General features: G+C 36.4%; 17 protein-coding genes. 9 read left to right on the top strand and 8 right to left on the bottom strand.

The annotated features are described in order from the left end of the window. Positions 1 to 146 precede the first annotated feature (146 nt). Together RM520_RS03055 and RM520_RS03050 are read right to left on the bottom strand one after the other, a co-directional pair. Positions 147 to 1,496 (bottom strand): hypothetical protein, encoded by a 1,350-nt coding sequence (locus tag RM520_RS03055; protein ID WP_311386925.1) that lies wholly within the window; start codon positions 1,494 to 1,496, stop codon positions 147 to 149. 3 nt (positions 1,497 to 1,499) lie between these two features. Next, positions 1,500 to 2,774 carry a choice-of-anchor B family protein gene (locus RM520_RS03050; RefSeq protein WP_311386924.1) on the bottom strand — a complete coding sequence of 425 codons (1,275 nt, stop codon included), beginning with the start codon at positions 2,772 to 2,774 and terminating at the stop codon, positions 1,500 to 1,502. 75 nt (positions 2,775 to 2,849) lie between these two features. Here RM520_RS03050 and thiL point away from each other — a divergent pair, with 75 nt between their 5' ends. Next, a complete protein-coding gene (thiL, locus tag RM520_RS03045; protein WP_311386923.1) occupies positions 2,850 to 3,890 on the top strand; it encodes a thiamine-phosphate kinase in 1,041 nt (346 codons plus the stop codon). Here the strand turns inward: thiL and RM520_RS03040 are convergent. Then, the gene (locus RM520_RS03040; protein WP_311384234.1) at positions 3,887 to 4,156 is read right to left on the bottom strand and encodes a DUF1660 family phage protein; all 270 of its coding nucleotides are present in this window, start codon (positions 4,154 to 4,156) and stop codon (positions 3,887 to 3,889) included. The two genes, thiL and RM520_RS03040, sit on opposite strands and share 4 nt — an antisense overlap. Positions 4,157 to 4,426: 270 nt before the next feature. Between RM520_RS03040 and brnQ the strand changes: the two genes are divergently transcribed. Continuing rightward, positions 4,427 to 5,701, top strand: a complete 1,275-nt coding sequence (gene brnQ / locus RM520_RS03035; RefSeq protein ID WP_311386922.1) for a branched-chain amino acid transport system II carrier protein — start codon at positions 4,427 to 4,429, stop codon at positions 5,699 to 5,701. A gap of 3 nt (positions 5,702 to 5,704) precedes the next feature. Here brnQ and RM520_RS03030 read toward each other — a convergent pair whose 3' ends face one another. Then, a complete protein-coding gene (locus tag RM520_RS03030) occupies positions 5,705 to 6,997 on the bottom strand; it encodes an aminopeptidase P family protein (protein ID WP_311384232.1) in 1,293 nt (430 codons plus the stop codon). 77 nt (positions 6,998 to 7,074) lie between these two features. Between RM520_RS03030 and RM520_RS03025 the strand changes: the two genes are divergently transcribed. Further along, entirely contained in the window at positions 7,075 to 10,227 is a 3,153-nt protein-coding gene (locus RM520_RS03025; RefSeq protein ID WP_311386921.1) for a WD40/YVTN/BNR-like repeat-containing protein, read from the top strand. 45 nt (positions 10,228 to 10,272) lie between these two features. On the opposite strand, the gene RM520_RS03020 is transcribed toward RM520_RS03025, so the two are convergent. Further along, positions 10,273 to 10,554 carry a hypothetical protein gene (locus RM520_RS03020; protein WP_311384230.1) on the bottom strand — a complete coding sequence of 94 codons (282 nt, stop codon included), beginning with the start codon at positions 10,552 to 10,554 and terminating at the stop codon, positions 10,273 to 10,275. Between the two features lie 155 nt (positions 10,555 to 10,709). On the opposite strand from RM520_RS03020, the gene RM520_RS03015 reads away from it, so the two are divergent. Together RM520_RS03015 and RM520_RS03010 are read left to right on the top strand one after the other, a co-directional pair. Then, complete coding sequence (locus tag RM520_RS03015) at positions 10,710 to 11,099, top strand: DUF2721 domain-containing protein (RefSeq protein WP_311384229.1); 390 nt, start codon at positions 10,710 to 10,712, stop codon at positions 11,097 to 11,099. Between the two features lie 99 nt (positions 11,100 to 11,198). After that, complete coding sequence (locus RM520_RS03010; protein WP_311384228.1) at positions 11,199 to 11,627, top strand: hypothetical protein; 429 nt, start codon at positions 11,199 to 11,201, stop codon at positions 11,625 to 11,627. On the opposite strand, the gene RM520_RS03005 is transcribed toward RM520_RS03010, so the two are convergent. Next, a complete protein-coding gene (locus RM520_RS03005) occupies positions 11,624 to 12,586 on the bottom strand; it encodes a succinylglutamate desuccinylase/aspartoacylase family protein (RefSeq protein WP_311386920.1) in 963 nt (320 codons plus the stop codon). The two genes, RM520_RS03010 and RM520_RS03005, sit on opposite strands and share 4 nt — an antisense overlap. After that, positions 12,561 to 13,454, bottom strand: coding sequence for a RimK family alpha-L-glutamate ligase (locus RM520_RS03000; RefSeq protein ID WP_311386919.1), 894 nt, complete (start codon positions 13,452 to 13,454; stop codon positions 12,561 to 12,563). The genes RM520_RS03005 and RM520_RS03000 overlap by 26 nt, the downstream gene beginning before the upstream one ends. Before the next feature lie 257 nt (positions 13,455 to 13,711). Here RM520_RS03000 and RM520_RS02995 point away from each other — a divergent pair, with 257 nt between their 5' ends. From RM520_RS02995 to RM520_RS02980, 4 genes are all read left to right on the top strand, one after another. Next, the gene (locus RM520_RS02995; RefSeq protein ID WP_311386918.1) at positions 13,712 to 14,380 is read left to right on the top strand and encodes a succinate dehydrogenase cytochrome b subunit; all 669 of its coding nucleotides are present in this window, start codon (positions 13,712 to 13,714) and stop codon (positions 14,378 to 14,380) included. Between the two features lie 3 nt (positions 14,381 to 14,383). Continuing rightward, entirely contained in the window at positions 14,384 to 16,387 is a 2,004-nt protein-coding gene (locus tag RM520_RS02990) for a fumarate reductase/succinate dehydrogenase flavoprotein subunit (protein WP_311386917.1), read from the top strand. Between the two features lie 10 nt (positions 16,388 to 16,397). Beyond that, a complete protein-coding gene (locus RM520_RS02985; RefSeq protein WP_311384223.1) occupies positions 16,398 to 17,141 on the top strand; it encodes a succinate dehydrogenase/fumarate reductase iron-sulfur subunit in 744 nt (247 codons plus the stop codon). 131 nt (positions 17,142 to 17,272) lie between these two features. Continuing rightward, positions 17,273 to 18,412, top strand: coding sequence for a methionine aminotransferase (locus RM520_RS02980; protein ID WP_311386916.1), 1,140 nt, complete (start codon positions 17,273 to 17,275; stop codon positions 18,410 to 18,412). Here the strand turns inward: RM520_RS02980 and RM520_RS02975 are convergent. Then, a complete protein-coding gene (locus tag RM520_RS02975; RefSeq protein WP_311384221.1) occupies positions 18,409 to 19,563 on the bottom strand; it encodes a serine hydrolase domain-containing protein in 1,155 nt (384 codons plus the stop codon). The genes RM520_RS02980 and RM520_RS02975 overlap by 4 nt on opposite strands. Position 19,564 lies beyond the last annotated feature (1 nt).

Below are 19,564 nucleotides of genomic sequence, written 5' to 3'. Positions count from 1 at the left end.
GATTAATTCTAAATAGCTTACAAATATAGTTGTTAGAACGTATTATTACCTATTTCCTAACATTATTATAACGTATATTTTGATAAGCTTTCTCTATGGAAAGTTTAAACAGAACTATTCTTGGATGAAACCTGAAAAAAAATGGCTTATTCAAGTTTAAGAACTACCAAATCAATACCGCCAAGATGATTAATATCTGGGAAGTCCGTACTTGCAGTTTCACCTATAAAGATTAGGGCGCCTTCGTCAGTTTCAAAGGCATCATAACCAAAATCTAAACCAGTACCTCCAATTGTTTTTTGCCATTGTAGTTCACCACTTGCAGTTGTTTTTATAATCCACAAATCATTTTCTCCAAAATTAGAAATAAGGTCGTTACCAATACTTTTTGAGTTTCCTGAAATGATAAACCCACCATCTTTTGAAAGACTAATACTACGGGCGGCATCAAAGGCAGGTCCTCCATAGTTTTGTTCCCATAGTAATTCTCCGTTTTCATCAAACTTTACTAACCAAATGTCTGATTCACCATTGTTCTTTGAGATTTGAATATCGGTACTAAAAGTATTGCCGATTATAGCATAGGCCCCATCCATGGTTTTGGTAATGTCATGAGATTGATCTATACCTGTTCCACCAAAAGAACGTTCCCATTCCATATTTCCATTTTTATCAACTTTCACCACCCAATAATCATAACTTCCTTTTGAATTAGAGATATCAAAATCATCACTTTCTGAAGCACCAGATAAAATAAAACCTCCGTCATTAGCATTCATCACACCAAAGGACCGGTCGTTGTTGGTCCCTCCAAAATATTTTCGCCAAAGCAAGTTACCGTCGGCATCTAATCGGGTTCCCCAAAATTCACCTACACCATGAGCTGCAAGACTAGATTTCTCTGTGCTGCCTTCGCCGTTAGACGAGGTAACATCTAAAAATCCAGAAAAGAAAAATCCCCCATCAACAGTTTCAATAATATCATATGAATGATCATGTCCAGAAAATCCAAAACTCTTTTCCCAAAGAATATTACCAAATGCATCTAGTTTTAAAACCCAGTTATCATGAAACCCTTCGTTATTACTTCCATCTCCATCATCACTCATAGCATATCCGGTTAAAGCATAACCTCCATCGGACGTCTGAATCGCTTGTTGACCACGGTCATCTTTACTGCCTCCATAGGTTTTTTGCCATTCCAAACCACCTTCAGCATCAAACTTTAACAACCAATAATCATTTACATTTAAAGCTTTGTTCGCTAAATCTCCATCGGTACTATTAGTAAAACCAAAAACGACAAAACCTCCATCAGTAGTAGGGACAACGGAGCGTGGGGAATCATCACCTGAACCTCCAAAATTTTGAATCCATGCAGTGTTACCCACAAAACCACTTGCATTTAAATCGCCAGTATTATCAGTATTTGCCATGTCATCAGAGCTGCAAGAAAAAAATAAAAGCGCTCCTATAAAGACTAGGAATTTTTTCATTTTCTATTCTGACTTTTTAATAATATAAAATCCAGTATTGGAATCATTGACTAGTATTTTACCACTTTCAAAATAAGGATAAACACTCCAGACTCCATTAAAACTTGCTGTATCATTAGCAGGAAAAGTATCGAAAAAGCCAATCTCTGAAATATTTCGATTTTCTATATCTGAGATATCAAGAACACGCACTCCTGCAGTGTAATTTGCCAAATAAAATTCATTGCCTACTACATAACCATTATGGTCTATTGCAGCCGTTGGACCTAAATATGTTGTATGTAAAACAGGGTTATCTAAATCTAACATATCAAAAACCAAGGTTCTTGAATTGAACCCAAAACCAGTTTCATCTAACTCATCACCCAATAGATAAAAACGTTGATCCTCTGTAAACCAACCTTGATGTGTATAACCTAAATTTCCATAAGTTAAAGTTGAAATCTCAGAGGGATTATTTTTATCTGTAATATCAGCGACTGCTATTTGATTTTCATTAGCACCTATAAATATTTCTTGACCAGTATAGTCAGTGTCAGGTCCGATATAAGTAATTACCTGGGCATCATGGGTGTATCCATTAGCACCATAACCTCCAATACCTGTTGGAGAAGTTGGGTTTGAAATATCAACAAAATGAACTCCTCCATTAAACGCGTCATTACGAGCAGTACCAACCGGATAAGCAAAACCCATGTCTTCATTAATCACAATATTGTGAGCATTACCAAAACCTGTATATCTTGCATCTTGGGTGAAATTCTGTGGAGGATTTGTAACACCACTTAGTTTGGTCAAATCAAAAACCTGCATTCCATGACCAGAAGCTTCTGAAACAATAAAAGCATAATCTTCATATATTTTTACATCGCGCCAAATACTAGATCCACCTGAAGATGGTAATTTTCCTAAATAAACTAGATTTTCTGTATCTGTAATATCAACAAAAGCAGTTCCGTTATTAAGACCAACCAAAGCATACTCATTACCTGTTGTGCTATCCGTCCATCCCCAAATATCATTTGCGCTTTGAGCAGAAAACTGGGATAAAGAAATGGAACCTAATAAATCAAATCCATTACAAGGAAAGTCGCCTGCCATTCCGTTATCACATGCGACAAAATTTGAAGTTATGGGGTTGTCATCAGTCGGGTCAACTGGGTCATCATCCGTCATACCAACTGGGTCATCATCAATAACAATTACGTTCGGGCTATTATCACTACCGCAGGCAAGAAAAATAAAAAAGGCAAATACAAGAAATAGGCGACTTAACATATATAGCAATTTTAGGGTCACTAGTAAAGATACAATTTTAAGTGTTGTTTAAGAGTTTGTGGTTATTTTTGCTGCATGATAGAAGATAAAAACCAAGAGCGAACAGCATTAGAAGCTTTAGGTGAGTTTGGATTAATTAAGCACTTGACTAAGAATTTTGAAATCATTAATAGTTCAACTATAAAGGGTATTGGCGATGATGCCGCTGTTCTTGATTTCAAAGATAAGAAGGCCATTGTTTCGACAGATTTATTAGTGGAAGGTGTCCATTTTGATTTGAGTTATATGCCTTTAAAACATCTTGGGTACAAATCAGTCATTGTCAACCTTTCTGATATTTTTGCGATGAATGCATTGGCAACCCAAATAACAATTTCAATTGCGGTATCTAACCGGTTTCCATTAGAAGCCCTTGAAGAATTTTATAGTGGTGCAAAAGCTGCTTGCAAATTATATGGGGTTGATTTAATTGGCGGCGATACTACTTCATCAACTAAAGGAATGCTCATAAGCATTACTGCTATTGGCGTTGCGAACGAAAAAGAGATTGTTTATCGTTCAGGGACAAAAGAAAATGACTTATTAGTCGTTAGTGGTGATATTGGTGGAGCATACTTAGGCTTGCAAGTATTAGAACGTGAGAAGGAAGTGTTTAAAGTTAATCCACAAAGTCAACCTGATTTAGAACCTTACTCTTATATCGTAGAACGACAATTGAAACCAGAAGCTCGAAAAGATGTCGTCGAACTTTTAGGAAAATTAGAAGTTCATCCAACAGCAATGATTGATATTAGTGATGGTCTTTCTTCTGAAATTTTGCATTTGTGCGAACAAAGCAATGTTGGTTGTAACCTTTATGAGGATAAAATTCCATTAGACCCAACAGTTATAGCAACAGCGGAAGAATTTAAAATGGATAGCACAATGATTGCTTTGAGTGGAGGAGAGGATTATGAATTACTGTTTACTATTGACCAAAACGACTTTCCAAAAATAAAGGGCAATCCAAATCTGACAGTTTTGGGTCATATGACCTTAGCTTCTGAAGGGGCACATTTAGTTACCAGAGCTAACACCAAAATACCTCTTAAAGCACAGGGTTGGAATTCTTTTTAGGCAACGTGTTTACGCTCCGTTTTTCTCACAGATTTGCGATTACGCTTTTGATACATATCTTCTAGCGTATTATTAATTTCTTGCATTTCTGGTGTAAGCGTAGACAATTTACCTCGCTCGTCAGTAGTAACTTGTTTTTGACAATGTAAGCAACGATATTCCTTTATGTGTTCAGTCACTTTTTTTGAAACCACAAAATGGTGGCCAAAAAAGTTGCAGAAGATTCCAGTAATTTTGTTGCCATCGGGGGTAATGGTTTTATTCATAAGCTTTACCTCTGGTTATGCACAGTTTCGATTTGGGGTCGATAAATGCAATAGTTAGTAATTATATTTTCAGTATTGTACGTTTTAAATTTTGGTTTGGTTCACCTAAATGGCAACGATTCAGAAATCTAGTTTATTTTGCCAAACAAAGGTTATTTTTTGTTTTTTCGATGAAATACATAAAATCGACCAAATGTTTAAAATAACCGTTGAACTGTTACGGTTTTCAATATACAAATTTGACCTATCTTTCCAAATATTATTTAAACTATGATTACTAAAAGGAATGTTCTTGTAGTCTCATTCGCACTTTTTTCTCTTTTTTTTGGTGCTGGCAATTTAATACTACCACCACAACTCGGGTTTAAAGCTGGTGATACTTGGTGGCTTGTAATATTAGGCTTCTGCCTATCCGCAGTGCTAATTCCTATTTTCGGAATTCTTGCACATGCTAAACTTCAAGGTACGATGTTTGATTTTGCCAAAAAAGTCTCTCCTACTTTTAGTTTAGTATATTGCTATTTGGTTTATGCAATTTCGATAAGTCTACCTTCGCCGAGAACAGCATCGGTTACTCATGAAATGGGTATAGCCCCTTTCTTTGGTTCCTCATCTTTATTAACCAGTATTCTTTATTTTATTCTTGTTTTTGTCTTTGTTATTAACCGTACAAAAATTTTAGACATCGTTGGTAAATTACTTACACCGGCAATCATTACTATTTTAATATGTATCATAGCACAAGCTTTTTTGGGATTTGACTTCAATTTTGGGAAAACCCAAATTGAAAGCCCATTTACAAGCGGAATTTTAGAAGGCTATCAAACCTTTGATGCGATTGGAGCAGTTGTCGTTGGAGGTGTTATCATTATTTCTATCAATTTAAAGGATAATAAAATACCCTATGACGCTAAAAAAGGTCTCATTTTTAAAGCAGGCCTATTTTCAGGACTCGGCTTATTCTTTATTTACACTGGACTTCTTTTAACCGGAGCTTTAATGCATAATGAATTTGAAGCTGACATTACGCGAACAGCTTTACTAAGTGGTATTAGCCTTAAAACTTTAGGAAATACTGCAAATGTTTTTCTAAGCATACTAGTGAGTTTGGCTTGTTTTACAACCGCCGTAGGTATTGTTACTGGAACAGCTGATTTTGTACAAGGGCAATTCAAAAAATCGAAACATGCCTACCTAATCACAGCAATTGTTGGATGTTTGCTTGGTATTATTATGGGGCAGTTTAACGTAGGTTACATTATAGCTGTTGCCTTACCAGCTCTGATGTTTATATACCCAATTACTATTGTTTTAATTTTACTTAATGTGGTGCCGAATAAGTATGCTACTGAATTGGTTTTTCGCGTTGTGGTAATAGCAACAATTCTGTTTAGTGTTCCGGACTTTTTAGGTAGTATCGGTTATGATGAAAGCATTGCTGGTCTCATCAATTGGATTCCATTGAGTGAATATCAAATGGGCTGGGTGTTGCCTGCCTTAGTAGTATTTGTATTGGGAAATATCCTTGAAAAATACCTTAAATAGACTTTAACTATTCATTAGTTCTTCTAGCTCATCAACCTCAATTGGAATATTCGCCATCAAGTTAAAAGGTGCTCCTTTTTCTTGAATGACTACATCATCTTCTAAACGTATGCCCATTTTTTCATTAGGTATGTAAATTCCCGGTTCTACAGTAAAAACCATATTAGCTTTCATTGGTGTTTTGAGTTCGCCATAATCGTGAGTATTTAATCCAATATGATGACTTGTACCGTGCATAAAGTACTTTTTATAGGCCGGCCAATCAGGATTTTCATTTTGAACATCGGCTTTATCTAAAAGCCCTAACCCCAATAACTCAGAGGTCATAAGTTTACCACACTCTTTATGATATTCTGCCCAAATTGTGCCAGATACCAATAGTTTCGTGGCGTCATTCTTCACTCTTAAAACAGCGTTATAAACATCTTTTTGACGTTGCGTGAATTTACCATTTACAGGTATTGTTCTAGTTAAGTCACTAGAATAATTGGCATATTCGGCCGCGACATCCATCAAAATTAAATCGCCATTTTTACATTGTTGATTGTTTTCAACATAATGCAAAACATTGGCATTATTACCTGAAGCAATAATAGGCTGATAAGCAAAACCTTTTGAACGATTTTTAACAAACTCATGTAACAACTCAGCTTCAATTTCATATTCCCAAACATCAGGTTTTACAAAGCCCAACAACCTTCTGAATCCTTTTTCTGTTATGTTACAAGCAGTTTGCATCAAATCCAGTTCTTCAGTTTCTTTAATACCCCGTATTTGTTGTAGAATTGGATTGCTCTTCGCATACTGATGCGCTGGAAATTCTTTCTTGCATTCCAAAATAAATCTATCCTCTCGAGTTTGAGTTTCTACTGCTTGACGATAATGCTCATTAGTATTAAAATAAATGGTATCCGCTTCTGTCATCAAATCAAAAAACACCTTCTTAAAATCAGAAAGCCAATAAATGGTTTTGATTCCTGATACTTCAGTTGCTTTTTCTTTGGTTAGTTTTTCACCTTCCCAAACCGCAATATGTTCATTCGTTTCTCTAACAAATAAAATCTCTCTATGCCTTGAATCCATGGCATCAGGAAACAAAACCAAAATAGTTTCTTCTTGATCTGCACCACTTAAATAAAAAATATCTCGATGTTGTTCAAAAGGCATAGTACTATCAGCACTTATGGGATAAATATCATTGGAGTTAAACGCCGCTATGCTTTTTGGCTTCATTTGAGCCATAAACTTTTTGCGATTCTTAATGAAAAGTTGATTGCTAATTTGATGGTATTTCATGAAGGATAATTTTGAACTATTTATTTAACATCAGATTCGTAAATTTAAGAACTGTTTTTCAACCAACGCATATACTTATGAAATTCAAAATACTCTTAGTTTTTGCAACATTCTCTTCTTTAGTTTTTTCACAAAAAGATTTATCAGCCTTTAAAGAATTTGATTTTAGATTTATTGGCCCAGAGGGAAACCGAACCATAGCAATTGCTGGAGTGCAAAGTGATCCTATGGTTACTTACATAGGTGCGGCTTCTGGAGGTCTTTGGAAAACCACCGATGGCGGTATCAACTGGAAACCCATTTTTGACGACCAAGACGTTTCCTCAATCGGCTCATTGGCCATTACCCCAAGCAATCCTGATATTGTCTGGGTAGGTACCGGCGAAACTTTTGTGATAAGACCTGCCCACGCCATGGGTGATGGTATCTATAAATCTGAAGATGCTGGTAAAACTTGGAAAAATATGGGTTTGAAACTAACCGGTCGCATTGGTCGTATTTTGGTTCACCCTACAAATCCTGATATTGTTTATGCTGCTGCCTTGGGTCATACTTATGGTCCGCAGCAAGATAGAGGGGTTTACAAAACAGTCGATGGCGGTAAAAGCTGGGAACGTGTTTTGTTTATAGATGAAAATACTGGTGCCGCAGATATGGCTCTTAATCCTGATAATCCAGACCAGCTTATGGTTGCCATGTGGTCTATTCACATTAATACTTGGGGGCTACGAAGTGGGGGTGCAGGGGGCGGAATTTACCGCTCTATGGATGGAGGCTCAACTTGGAAAGCTCTTTCAGAAAACGGATTACCAGGAGGGAATAAAAATCATGTTGGTAAGACAGCAGTTGCCATTTCTTATTCACAACCTAATATTGCCTATGCTTTATTTGAAATAGATAGTCCTGCCTTGTATCGATCTGAAGATTTTGGAGAGAGTTGGACCTTACAAACCCGAAACCATGATATCAATGAACGGGCACCATATTACACTCGAATGGCCATCTCGACGGATGACCCTAATGAACTTTATTTTGCATCAGTAAAATTCAGTGTTTCTAAAGATGGAGGCAAAACTCTAAAGTCTGGGTACCGAGCTGGAGGTGATAATCATGACATCTGGGTAGACCCAACAAATGCCAATCGGATTATGGTGGCTCACGATGGTGGCGCAAGTATTAGTTCAAATCGAGGAAAATCTTATCAACGAATTGTATTGCCAATAGCTCAGATGTACCATGTATCAGTTGATGATCAAATTCCATACAATGTATATGGTAATCGCCAAGATGGATATTCTTATAAAGGGCCAAGTAATAGTCGCCAAGGATATATTCCCTTAGGGCTTTGGAAAGGCGTTGGTGGTTGTGAAAGCGGATTTGCACAACCAGATCCATTAGACAACAATATTGTGTGGTCAGGCTGCTACGATGGTGGTTTACAACGTTACGATGCTAGAACTGGTCATGCTCGTGATGTACGTGTTTGGCCAGAAGCAGGTTATGGTTGGGAACCTGGTAAATTGAAATACCGCTGGCATTGGAATTTTCCCCTATCCTTTTCTCCGCATACCAAACATCGGGTTTATGTTGGCAGTCAATTTGTGCACAAAAGCGATGACGATGGTCAAAGTTGGCAAGTTATTAGTCCTGATCTAACTCTAAACGACAAAACCCACCAACAAAGTTCTGGAGGAGTTGCTGTAGATAACTTAATGACCTTTGATGGGGCTACACTCTTTAGTATTGAAGAATCTACTTTAGAACCTGGCTTAATTTGGACTGGCAGCAATGATGGTCAAGTTCAAGTAACTAAAGACAGCGGCGAAAACTGGACAAATGTTACTACGAATATTCCTGACCTTCCAAAATGGGGGACCATTGCCAATATTGAACCTTCTCGATATAATAAAGGCACCGTTTATATCACAATTGATTTACATCAAATGGGAGATTTTGACCCCTATGTCTACAAAACAGAGGATTATGGCCAATCTTGGAAAAAAATTAGTGAGAACATTCCAAAATCAGTACATAGTTTTGCTCATGTGATTAAAGAAGATCCTAAAAGAGAAGGCATGTTGTATTTAGGTATTGATAATGGTTTATACCTAAGTTATGATGACGGTGAAAACTGGATGAGACTTCGAAATAACCTGCCGCCAGCACCTATTTATTGGTTAGAAGTGCAAGAACGTTTTGATGATTTAGTTATTGGAACTTACGGCCGAGGCTATTATATTTTAGATGATATTTCTTCCTTGCGTGAATTTGATGAATCAAATGGGAAAGAGGTTCATTTATTTAGTCTGCGGGAAGCATATCGTTTTCAAAACCAACAGGCTATTAAAACAGATGGGCCTAGTTTAAATTCGGGCAGAAATCCCGCGTATGGAGCATACATTAACTACTTCTTAAAAGATAGTACAGAACAAAATGTTGAGATTCAAATTTTAAATTCAAATGATGACGTTGTAAGAACTTTAAAAGGTAATTCTTCTGAAGGGGTTCACCGCACAGTTTGGGATTTACGTTATGAACCCACCTATAAACCTAGAATAAAAACCACACCCCCAGGAAGGCCTTGGGTACAATTGAATGGAGAAGGTTGGAGGCCCTTGGTAACGTGGGATTTAGACTTATGGCGAGGGCAATTTGGCCCAAGAGTAGTTCCAGATAATTATAAAGTGAAACTAGTGATTGGAGCACAAGAATTTGTTAGAGACTTAACCGTTTTAAAAGACCCTAATACTGAGGGTACCGTTGAAAGTATAAAAGAACAAGTCGCTTTTTCTTTAGAATTAAGAGATGCAATGAACCTTGCTGTGACCATGATTAATGACATTGAAGATATTAGAGCAGAGTTGCAAGAGATACTACCACAATTAAAAGATAAAAATGATAAAGAAACTGCCAATGAGTTACTATCTAATGCCGAAGGCATCGTCAATGCACTTTATGATATTAATTTAACTGGTGCAAGAGAAGATGCTTTTCGTTCACCAATGAAGTTATATGGTCGAATTAGTGCCTTGGCAAGTGATATAGGTGGTTTTGGTGTTGACTTTAAACCCACCAATCAACAAAGAGAAGTTTATGAAGTATTAAATAGTCGACTTAAGAGTGCCGAAATGAAGTTCCAAACTTTTATAAAAGTTGAAGTTAAAAAACTAAATGAACAGCTTAAAAAGAGTGAATTACAATTACAATCTGGTAAAAAGATAAAATCATAAAAAAAGGGGCTTAAAAAAGCCCCCGGTTTAAAGTTGGTTAATTAGCTATTTTGACATAGCACCTTTGATAGCACCAATAATGGCCATAATTACACCACCACCAACACCACCACCGGCAATGCTTCCGATAATCCCGGTAACATCCATTCCGCCGTCAGTTGCTAATCCCAGCATTCCAAGTAGCGTTCCTCCAAGTCCTCCTCCAAGAATACCAGAGATAGAATTTCCTAAGGTTCCTAAATTTAATTTTGGTAATAATTTCCCAGCTACATTTCCTCCTACAGCACCTGAAACTAATTGAATAATTAACGGTAAATACTCTTCCATGTTTGTTATTTTAATGGTTACTTGGCAATAAATAAACGTAATATTTATTTGATTGACAATTATTTAGCAATAAAAATATCGTTTTCGCAATTATACCTCTTATAGTTTTTCTTAGCTTCATAACCTTAAAAAGGTCATTTAACTAAACAAAACCAATGCAACTTACTTTAAGTATTCCAGCGCTACTTTTTCCAGCAATTTCGTTAACCATGTTGGCCTATAATGCCAGATATTTGGCAATTGCCAACCTCATTCGACAACTGTACAAACAATTTGAAGCAACTGAGGCTGCGCCAATAAAAAAGCAAATTGATATGCTCCGCAAACGTTTAGAAATTATCAAAAACATGCAAGCCACCGCTATTATCAGTTTTTTATTAGCGGCAATAACAATGTTCTTAGTCTATGTTGAATTATCCATTTGGGCCAATATTATATTTGGAATAAGTCTTGTCTTTTTAATGGTTTCTTTGATTTTATCGCTAATTGAAGTTCAACTTTCAACCAAGGCTCTAGGCATTCAATTAAGGAATATGGAAAGTTAAGTTTACAAATACTTCATTTTTTATGACAGAAATTTCTTTAATGATTATTCTATAATTTTTTATATATTGGAAATCCAACGAAACTAAAATCTTAAGGTTATGAAAAGGGTCAAACGCATCCCCTTTTTCAAAAACATAAAGGAAATAAGGGAGTATCAGTTTGGTACATTTTATTTTTTTGATGGTATCGTCATTTCTGAAATGAACGAAGGAGTTACTTTTGAATGGAATATGGCCAAGAAAGCTATAAAGGCTGCTCAAGAAATTTTCGGGGAAGACATGCCCATTGCTTACATTTCAAACCGAATTAACAATTACCACATTGTTCCAACAGATTGGTCAAAATTTTATGCCAATAGAAATCAGCTTAGTTTTTATTCTGTTGTTGGTCAAACCAAAGGTAGTTTTGCAAGCTTAGTAATGGAACGAATGTTCTTTAAAAATTCAATTAAACAGTTTACCGATTTAGAAGAGGCCATAACATGGAGTTTGTCTAAAATTGAAAAGAAACAAGAGTTGAGCAACTAAGCACCTATATGAAACAAGGCATCTCCTTGATTCACTACAGCTTGATAATTGATACAAAAAACGTGGCCAGAAACAGGTGAAACAACATCCTTGCTTTTTTTAGCAACTGTATCTGTAATATACCCTAACACTTGACCTTCATTTACTTCTGAGCCATTTTCGATTTTTGGAATAAACATCCCTGCTCTTGAAGCCCTAATCCATTTAGTAGATTCAAAATGAATAGAATTGGATTGGTCAGCTTCATCTGATATCGGCAACATCCCAACATTTTTAAGCACGTTTTTAATTCCTTTTATGGCTGTTTTAATTGCGTGTTTGTCAAAGCGCATACTTTCTCCAGCTTCATAAACCAAAATTGGTTTTTCCAGATTATACGCAGCTTTTCTAAATGAACCGGAAATTAATTTAGAAGGAAAATAAAAAGGAGCATTAAATATTTTGGCAAAATGCTTACTTGATTCATCCATTGCCGTATAGCGGACTTGCGGAAAATTATGACGTTGCCCACCACCCGTGTGCAGATCAATTCCAAAATCTATTTGAGGCAAAACTTCTTTAGTATAATGATAAGCCATTCTACTTGCTAAAGAACCCAATTTTTTTCCAGGAAAACTTCTGTTGACATCTTTACCATCTGGTACATCTCTTGAAAAATGTATAAAGCCAAAAATATTAAGTATTGGCACTACAATGGCGCATCCTTTTTCAATATTAAAATCATTATGCTCTAACATTCTACGAAGCGTTTCTATCCCATTAATTTCATCACCGTGTAATCCTGCTTGTAATAAAACTGTAGGGCCCGGCTTTTTCGCATTGAAAACATGCACAGGTATTTCTATTAAAGTACCTGTGGGCAATCGAGAAATAGTAATTAAAACCATTTTACTTTGACCTGGTTTTATTTCTACCTTATTGATTACAATAGTTTTATTTTCTTCTTTTTCTAAGTGCATTTTTTTCAACAAATTCAATGATATGTTTGGCTACATTTATTCCCGTTGCGGCTTCTATTCCTTTCAATCCAGGTGATGCATTGACCTCCAATAGAACTGGTCCTTTCTTTGATCTCATGAGATCTACACCGGCAACTCCTAAACCTAGAAACTTAGTAGCATCTAAAGCAATTTGTCTTTCTTTTGCAGAAATTTCTATGGCCTCAGTTTGTCCACCTCTATGAACATTGGAACGAAATTCGTCACGTTCGCTTACACGCTTCATACTTGCAATTACTTTATTCCCAATCACAATAATTCTGATATCTTCTCCATTAGCTTCTTCTACGTATTGCTGTAAAAGAATACTGGTATCCATTTTATAAAAAGTATCTATAATTGATTTAGCAGACTTTTTGCTTTCTGCTAAAATAACACCCAAGCCTTGGGTGCCTTCTTGTATTTTAATAATAACCGGTGGTCCACCTAAAAGACGTATTTGGTCTTCTATATTGTCTGGATTGATTGAAAATAATGTTTCTGGTATCGGTATACCTTTACGAGCCATTATTTGTAAGGTTCTTACTTTGTTTCTGGCCCTCGTAATACCCAATGAACGAGCAGTACTAAAAACACCATTCATTTCAAACTGCTTTACAATCGCCGAACCATGCCTAGTTACTTTAGTTCCTATTCGCGGTATTATCGCATCAAATTCACTGGTAACATCTTCTTCTCCTAAAAATATTTTTGGTTTACCATCACCAAGTTTTACAGAGCACTTGGTATGGTCAATCAATTCAACATAGTGCCCGGCCTTTTCTGCTTCAATAGCAATTCTTCTTGTGGAATGTACATTTAAACTAACGGATAGTAAGGCAATATTCATAGAAATAGCTATACACTTCTTATTTAGAGTATGAATATCGTGCAAAAATTAAAACCCACACTTAAACTTGAAAAAATTAATACTTTGTTAATTCAACTTTTGTTGAAGGTTTTAGGTTTACTTCCATATATTTTAACAAAGTTTATCAAACGTTTTCGAAGATTCCTTATAATCTTTCTAAATAAGGATTATTGCTTAGTTGAAAACTTGTTAAAAACTAGGTTGTGCCCTAAATTTGTATCTAAAACCAACTACGAATGAGTGGATTGATAAAATCTTCGCTGGCCCGTAAAGTAGTGATGGCGCTTTCAGGTCTTTTTTTAGTGATTTTCTTAGTATTACATGTATCCATCAACTTAGCATCCGTTATTTCACCAGATTTTTTTAATGAGGCTTCACATTTTATGGGTTATAATCCAATAGTGCAGTATGCAATGCAGCCGATTTTGATTATTGGTGTAATTGTTCACTTTGTGATGGGCTTTGTTTTAGAATTTCAAAATCGTGCAGCTAGAGGAATCAGCTACGCGAAATACCAAGGAGGAGCTAATGCCTCTTGGGTTTCCAGAAATATGATTTATTCTGGGTTAGTTATTCTGGCTTTTTTAGGGCTTCATTTTTATGATTTCTGGGTACATGAAATGACTTATAAGTACATTGAAGCTAATCCGCAGGACCCGACTCGTTACTATGCCGAAACTGTAGAAAAATTTGCTCCTATTTGGCGCACAGTAATTTATGTTGTTTCATTCGGCCTACTTGGATTACACTTATGGCATGGATTTCAATCATCATTTCAAAGTATGGGAGTCAATAATAAGTACACTCCAGCGATCAAAAATTTTACAAAATTATTTGCAGTGGTTGTGCCGTTGGCATTTGCATTTATTGCGCTGTACCACCACCTTAACCCAATAACACACTAATTTATGGGAGTATTGGATTCAAAAGTTCCATCAGGTCCTTTGGCTGATAAATGGACCAAATATAAAAACGAGATTAACTTAGTTAACCCTGCTAACAAACGTAATATTGATGTTATTGTGGTTGGAACCGGGCTTGCCGGTGGTTCAGCAGCAGCGACCATGGCTGAGCTAGGTTACAATGTAAAAACATTTTGTTATCAAGATTCTCCAAGACGCGCTCACTCTATCGCCGCACAAGGTGGTGTAAATGCTGCTAAAAATTATCAAGGTGATGGTGATAGTGTATATCGTCTTTTTTATGATACTGTAAAAGGTGGTGACTACCGTTCTCGAGAGGCAAATGTTCATCGTTTAGCCGAAGTTTCAACAAGCATAATTGACCAGTGCGTAGCACAAGGGGTTCCTTTTGCACGTGAATATGGTGGTCTTTTAGATAACCGTTCTTTTGGTGGCGTATTAGTATCTAGAACTTTTTATGCTAAAGGTCAAACAGGACAGCAACTACTTTTAGGAGCTTATGCTGCAATGAATCGCCAAATTCAAAGAGGTAAAATAAAATCTTACACTCGTCACGAGATGTTAGATTTGGTTTTGGTCGATGGTAAAGCGAGGGGAATCATTGCTCGTAATTTAGTTACAGGTGAAATAGAAAGACATTCAGCACATGCAGTAGTTCTTGCTACTGGAGGTTATGGAAACTTATTTTTCCTTTCTACTTATTGTATGGGAGCTAATGTAATGGCTGCTTGGAAAGCCCATAAACGAGGTGCTTTCTTTGCGAATCCATGTTTTACTCAAATTCACCCTACTTGTATTCCAGTATCAGGTGACCATCAATCTAAATTAACATTGATGTCTGAATCATTGCGTAATGATGGACGTATTTGGGTACCTGCCAAAAAAGAAGATGCTGAAGCTATAAGAGCAGGTAAGCTAAAACCAACTGAACTAGCAGAAGAAGATAGGGATTACTATTTAGAACGTAGATATCCTGCGTTTGGTAATCTTGTTCCAAGAGATGTAGCATCTCGTGCTGCAAAAGAACGTTGTGATGCTGGTTTCGGTGTTAATAAAACAGGTGAAGCAGTCTATCTAGATTTTGATGCTGCAATTATGCGTTATGGTCGTGAAAAAGCTTTAACATCAGGTATGAAAAATCCTGATGATACAACGGTTAGAAAACTTGGCGAAGAAGTCGTTGAAGCCAAATACGGAAACCTTTTTCAGATGTATGAAAAAATCGTTGATCAAAACCCTTACAAAACTCCAATGATGATTTACCCAGCGGTACATTATACCATGGGAGGTCTTTGGGTTGATTATAATTTAATGACTAGCATCCCTGGTTGTTATGCTGCTGGTGAAGCTAATTTTAGTGATCATGGAGCAAACCGTTTAGGAGCTTCAGCTTTGATGCAAGGACTAGCTGATGGTTATTTTGTTTTACCATATACTATTGGCGACTACTTGTCGGATGATATTAGAACTGGTCCAATTTCTACAGATTCTTCGGAATTTGAAGATGCAGAGAAAAATGTAAGAGATAGAATAGAAAAACTAATGTCTGCTAAAGGCGAGCACTCTGTTGATTATTACCATAAGAAATTGGGTAAAATTATGTGGAATAAATGTGGCATGGCTCGTAATGAAAAAGAATTGCAAGAAGCAATGAATGAAATTGCTGAACTGCGCAAAGATTTCTGGGAAAATGTAAAAGTACCTGGTGATGCTAATGCTAAAAACCAAGAATTAGAAAAGGCCGGTCGAGTTGCTGACTTCCTTGAATTAGGTGAATTGTTTGCTATGGATGCTTTTGACCGAAATGAATCTTGTGGTGGGCATTTTAGAGAAGAGTATCAAACACCAGAGGGTGAAGCCTTACGTGATGATAAGAACTACACTTATGTTTCTGCATGGGAGTATAAAGGTGACCCAAGAAAAGCCAAATTACATAAGGAGAAATTGGTTTATGAAAATATTGAAGTAAAGACACGTTCTTATAAATAAAAATATTGCTATGAAGATTTTTTTAAAAATATGGAGACAAAAGAACGCATCTACTAAAGGAAATATGGTTTCCTATACCCTAGAAGGTATAGAAAATGACATGTCTTTTTTAGAAATGCTTGATGTCTTAAATGAAGATTTAATAACTAAAGGTGAAGAGCCAGTTGAGTTTGATCATGATTGTAGAGAAGGTATTTGCGGTACTTGTTCTCTGATGATAAATGGTAGACCGCATGGTCCAGATTCTATGATTACTGTGTGTCAATTGCATATGAGAAGTTTTAACGATGGTGATACTATTGTTATAGAGCCATGGAGAGCTAAAGCTTTTCCTGTAATCAAAGATTTAATTGTTGATAGAACAGCTTTTGATAGAATACAACAAGCAGGGGGGTATATCTCGGTAAACACATCTGGTCGCCCAGTTGATGCTAACGCAATTCCTATTGAAAAAGATGCAGCAGATGCTTCTTTTAATGCGGCCACTTGCATTGGTTGTGGTGCATGCGTTGCTGCTTGTAAAAATGCAAGTGCTATGCTATTTACTTCAGCTAAGGTTTCACAGTTTGCCTTATTACCTCAAGGTCAAGTTGAAGCTACTGATCGTGTTTTGAACATGGTAAAACAAATGGATTTAGAAGGCTTTGGAAATTGTACCAATACTGGAGCTTGTGAAGTTGAATGCCCTAAAGGCATTTCTTTGGAAAATATTGCTCGTATGAATCGAGAGTATCTTGCAGCTAGCGTGAAATAATACGGCGTACAAAAATAAAGCTTAAAAACCCAAACTTGTTATTCAATGTTTGGGTTTTTTATTTCTTTAGCGGTTTATTTCTAATAAACCTTGAAGTTTCCTTAAATTGAATTCTAAAGCATTTACAATTCATGATGGATTCAAAATTGCCAAATGTTGGAACAACAATTTTCACTACAATTGGAAAACTTGCTCATAAGCATAATGCAGTAAACCTTTCACAAGGATTTCCCAATTTTGGTGCTGATGCAGCACTATTAGATCTTGCCCAACAAGCAATCTCCTCCGGTCATAATCAGTATGCACCTATGCAAGGCATTTATTCTCTTCGCGAAGTAATTGCTGACAAGATAGAAAGCCTATATGGTCGTTATTACCATCCTGAAAATGAAATTACTATAACAGCTAGTGCCACACAGGGCATTTTTACGGCGATTTCAGCCTTCATTAAACCAAATGATGAAGTGGTAGTTTTTAAACCAGCTTACGACTGTTATGAACCAGCTATTGAACTTTGTGGTGGCATAGTTGTACCCATACAATTAGAGGGTGCCAATTTTAAAATACAATGGGACGTTTTTAAATCGACAATTTCTCATAAAACCAAGATGGTCATCATCAATACGCCACACAACCCCACAGGAACTATCCTTTCTAAAGAAGATATGACTCAACTTCAGCTTATTTTAGAAGGTACCGATATTATTGTAGTAAGCGACGAAGTTTACGAACACTTGGTCTTTGATGGTAACCAACATGAAAGTGTAGCTAAATACAAAGACTTAGCCACAAGAAGTATCATCTGTGCTTCTTTTGGTAAAACTTTTCATGTAACAGGATGGAAAATGGGTTACTGTGCTGCACCAAAAGAACTAATGGCTGAATTTCAAAAAGTGCATCAATATGTTGTTTTTTGCGTAAACCATCCGATGCAACGAGCAGTTGCTGAGTATTTAAGAACTCCTGAAAATTATTTAGGCCTCAATCAGTTTTACCAACAAAAAAGAGATTACTTCTTAAGTGCAATTGAAGATTCAAGATTCATTAAAACCCCAAGTGCGGGAACTTATTTCCAGGTTTTAGATTATTCGAAAATAACAGTCGAGAACGATGTCGCTTATGCAGAACGCTTAATAAGAGAATATAAGATTGCTAGTATTCCTATTTCTGTCTTCAATTTAAACAAACAAGATAACCAGCAACTACGTTTTTGTTTTGCTAAAACTGAAGAAACCCTAGATAAAGCAGCAGAAATTTTAAATACGCTTTAATTTAAAGACCTATTTACCAATCGCATAAACTCAGCTATCTTTTTTGGTTCAAGCCAGCGAGTTACAACAACCAGATCATTCTCTTTATCAATAACTATAAAATTACCCCCAAAACCAGCAGCATAGTAAATGTTTTCAGAAAGACCCTCCCAATGTCTACTTCCTTGTTTATTTAACCACCACATATAGCCGTAATTGTTATTTGGCTTTGAAGGAGTGATAGCCTTTTGAATCCACCCTTCGCTAATTAACCGTTGGTCTCTCCATTTTCCATCATTTAAGAACAACATGCCAAAGCGAGCCATATCTTCGGCAGAAATAAAAATGCCTGCTCCAGAATGACCACCGCCGGTAACAGACTTCATTTTCAGGCCGTCAACTTCTGTCCAGGCATGGTGATACCCATGCCATCTCCAAGTCGTTGAAGCGTCAATTTTATCCATAATATTCTCTTTTAATACCATTGGCATTGGTTTGCGCCAAACATGTGTTAATGAATACGCCAGTACATTTACTCGTACATCATTATATTCCATTATAGTGCCTGGTTCTTTGGGTTTTTCAAACTTCCAATCATCAATACCTCCCTCAGAAGGTGGTCTATCTGCCCAATCTTTTCCACCCCAAAGCTCACCTGACCAAGCTGAATTTTGTTGTAATAAATGCTCCCAAGTAATTTTTGAATTATGCGCTCCATCAAAAGTTCCATCCCAGATATAATCGATTACTTTATCAGTTGTACTATTGATTAATCCTTTGTCTTCAGCTAAACCAGCCATTGTACTTAAAAAGCTTTTGGTAACGCTAAAGGTCATATCAACTCTTTTAGTATCACCCCACGAGGTCACTAAATATCCATTCTTCAATATCATACCTGCCGGGCCACCACGTTTTTTAGTAGGACCCAAAATTTCATGAAAGGGTTCTCTTTCAAAGCCTTTCAAAATCGCGATTCTTAAATCTCTAGATCCAGAATATTCATTGTCTTTCGCAAATGAAACTGCTTCTTCTAATCTATTTTCATTAAAAGACTGGCTTGATTGGTTGCTTGTTTCCCAAACATCATTCTTTTTAGGAAAATAATAGTCTTGTCCTATACATACTTTTAGGAAAAGTAAACTCAATACGCTAAGCACAATAGTCATTTTCATC

The organism is Croceitalea vernalis (assembly GCF_031846405.1).
Taxonomy (GTDB): Bacteria; Bacteroidota; Bacteroidia; order Flavobacteriales; family Flavobacteriaceae; genus Croceitalea; species Croceitalea vernalis.
Note: the sequence above shows the minus strand (reverse complement) of the source record. Positions and strands in the feature narration are given on the sequence as shown.

Bases quoted from the DNA above. Each gene is read 5' to 3' on its own strand.
- RM520_RS03055 (WP_311386925.1), bottom strand. From the start codon at position 1,496: ATGAAAAAATTCCTAGTCTTTATAGGAGCGCTTTTATTTTTTTCTTGC.
- RM520_RS03050 (WP_311386924.1), bottom strand. From the start codon at position 2,774: ATGTTAAGTCGCCTATTTCTTGTATTTGCCTTTTTTATTTTTCTTGCC.
- thiL (WP_311386923.1), top strand. From the start codon at position 2,850: ATGATAGAAGATAAAAACCAAGAGCGAACAGCATTAGAAGCTTTAGGT.
- RM520_RS03040 (WP_311384234.1), bottom strand. From the start codon at position 4,156: ATGAATAAAACCATTACCCCCGATGGCAACAAAATTACTGGAATCTTC.
- brnQ (WP_311386922.1), top strand. From the start codon at position 4,427: ATGATTACTAAAAGGAATGTTCTTGTAGTCTCATTCGCACTTTTTTCT.
- RM520_RS03030 (WP_311384232.1), bottom strand. From the start codon at position 6,997: ATGAAATACCATCAAATTAGCAATCAACTTTTCATTAAGAATCGCAAA.
- RM520_RS03025 (WP_311386921.1), top strand. From the start codon at position 7,075: ATGAAATTCAAAATACTCTTAGTTTTTGCAACATTCTCTTCTTTAGTT.
- RM520_RS03020 (WP_311384230.1), bottom strand. From the start codon at position 10,554: ATGGAAGAGTATTTACCGTTAATTATTCAATTAGTTTCAGGTGCTGTA.
- RM520_RS03015 (WP_311384229.1), top strand. From the start codon at position 10,710: ATGCAACTTACTTTAAGTATTCCAGCGCTACTTTTTCCAGCAATTTCG.
- RM520_RS03010 (WP_311384228.1), top strand. From the start codon at position 11,199: ATGAAAAGGGTCAAACGCATCCCCTTTTTCAAAAACATAAAGGAAATA.
- RM520_RS03005 (WP_311386920.1), bottom strand. From the start codon at position 12,586: ATGCACTTAGAAAAAGAAGAAAATAAAACTATTGTAATCAATAAGGTA.
- RM520_RS03000 (WP_311386919.1), bottom strand. From the start codon at position 13,454: ATGAATATTGCCTTACTATCCGTTAGTTTAAATGTACATTCCACAAGA.
- RM520_RS02995 (WP_311386918.1), top strand. From the start codon at position 13,712: ATGAGTGGATTGATAAAATCTTCGCTGGCCCGTAAAGTAGTGATGGCG.
- RM520_RS02990 (WP_311386917.1), top strand. From the start codon at position 14,384: ATGGGAGTATTGGATTCAAAAGTTCCATCAGGTCCTTTGGCTGATAAA.
- RM520_RS02985 (WP_311384223.1), top strand. From the start codon at position 16,398: ATGAAGATTTTTTTAAAAATATGGAGACAAAAGAACGCATCTACTAAA.
- RM520_RS02980 (WP_311386916.1), top strand. From the start codon at position 17,273: ATGATGGATTCAAAATTGCCAAATGTTGGAACAACAATTTTCACTACA.
- RM520_RS02975 (WP_311384221.1), bottom strand. From the start codon at position 19,563: ATGAAAATGACTATTGTGCTTAGCGTATTGAGTTTACTTTTCCTAAAA.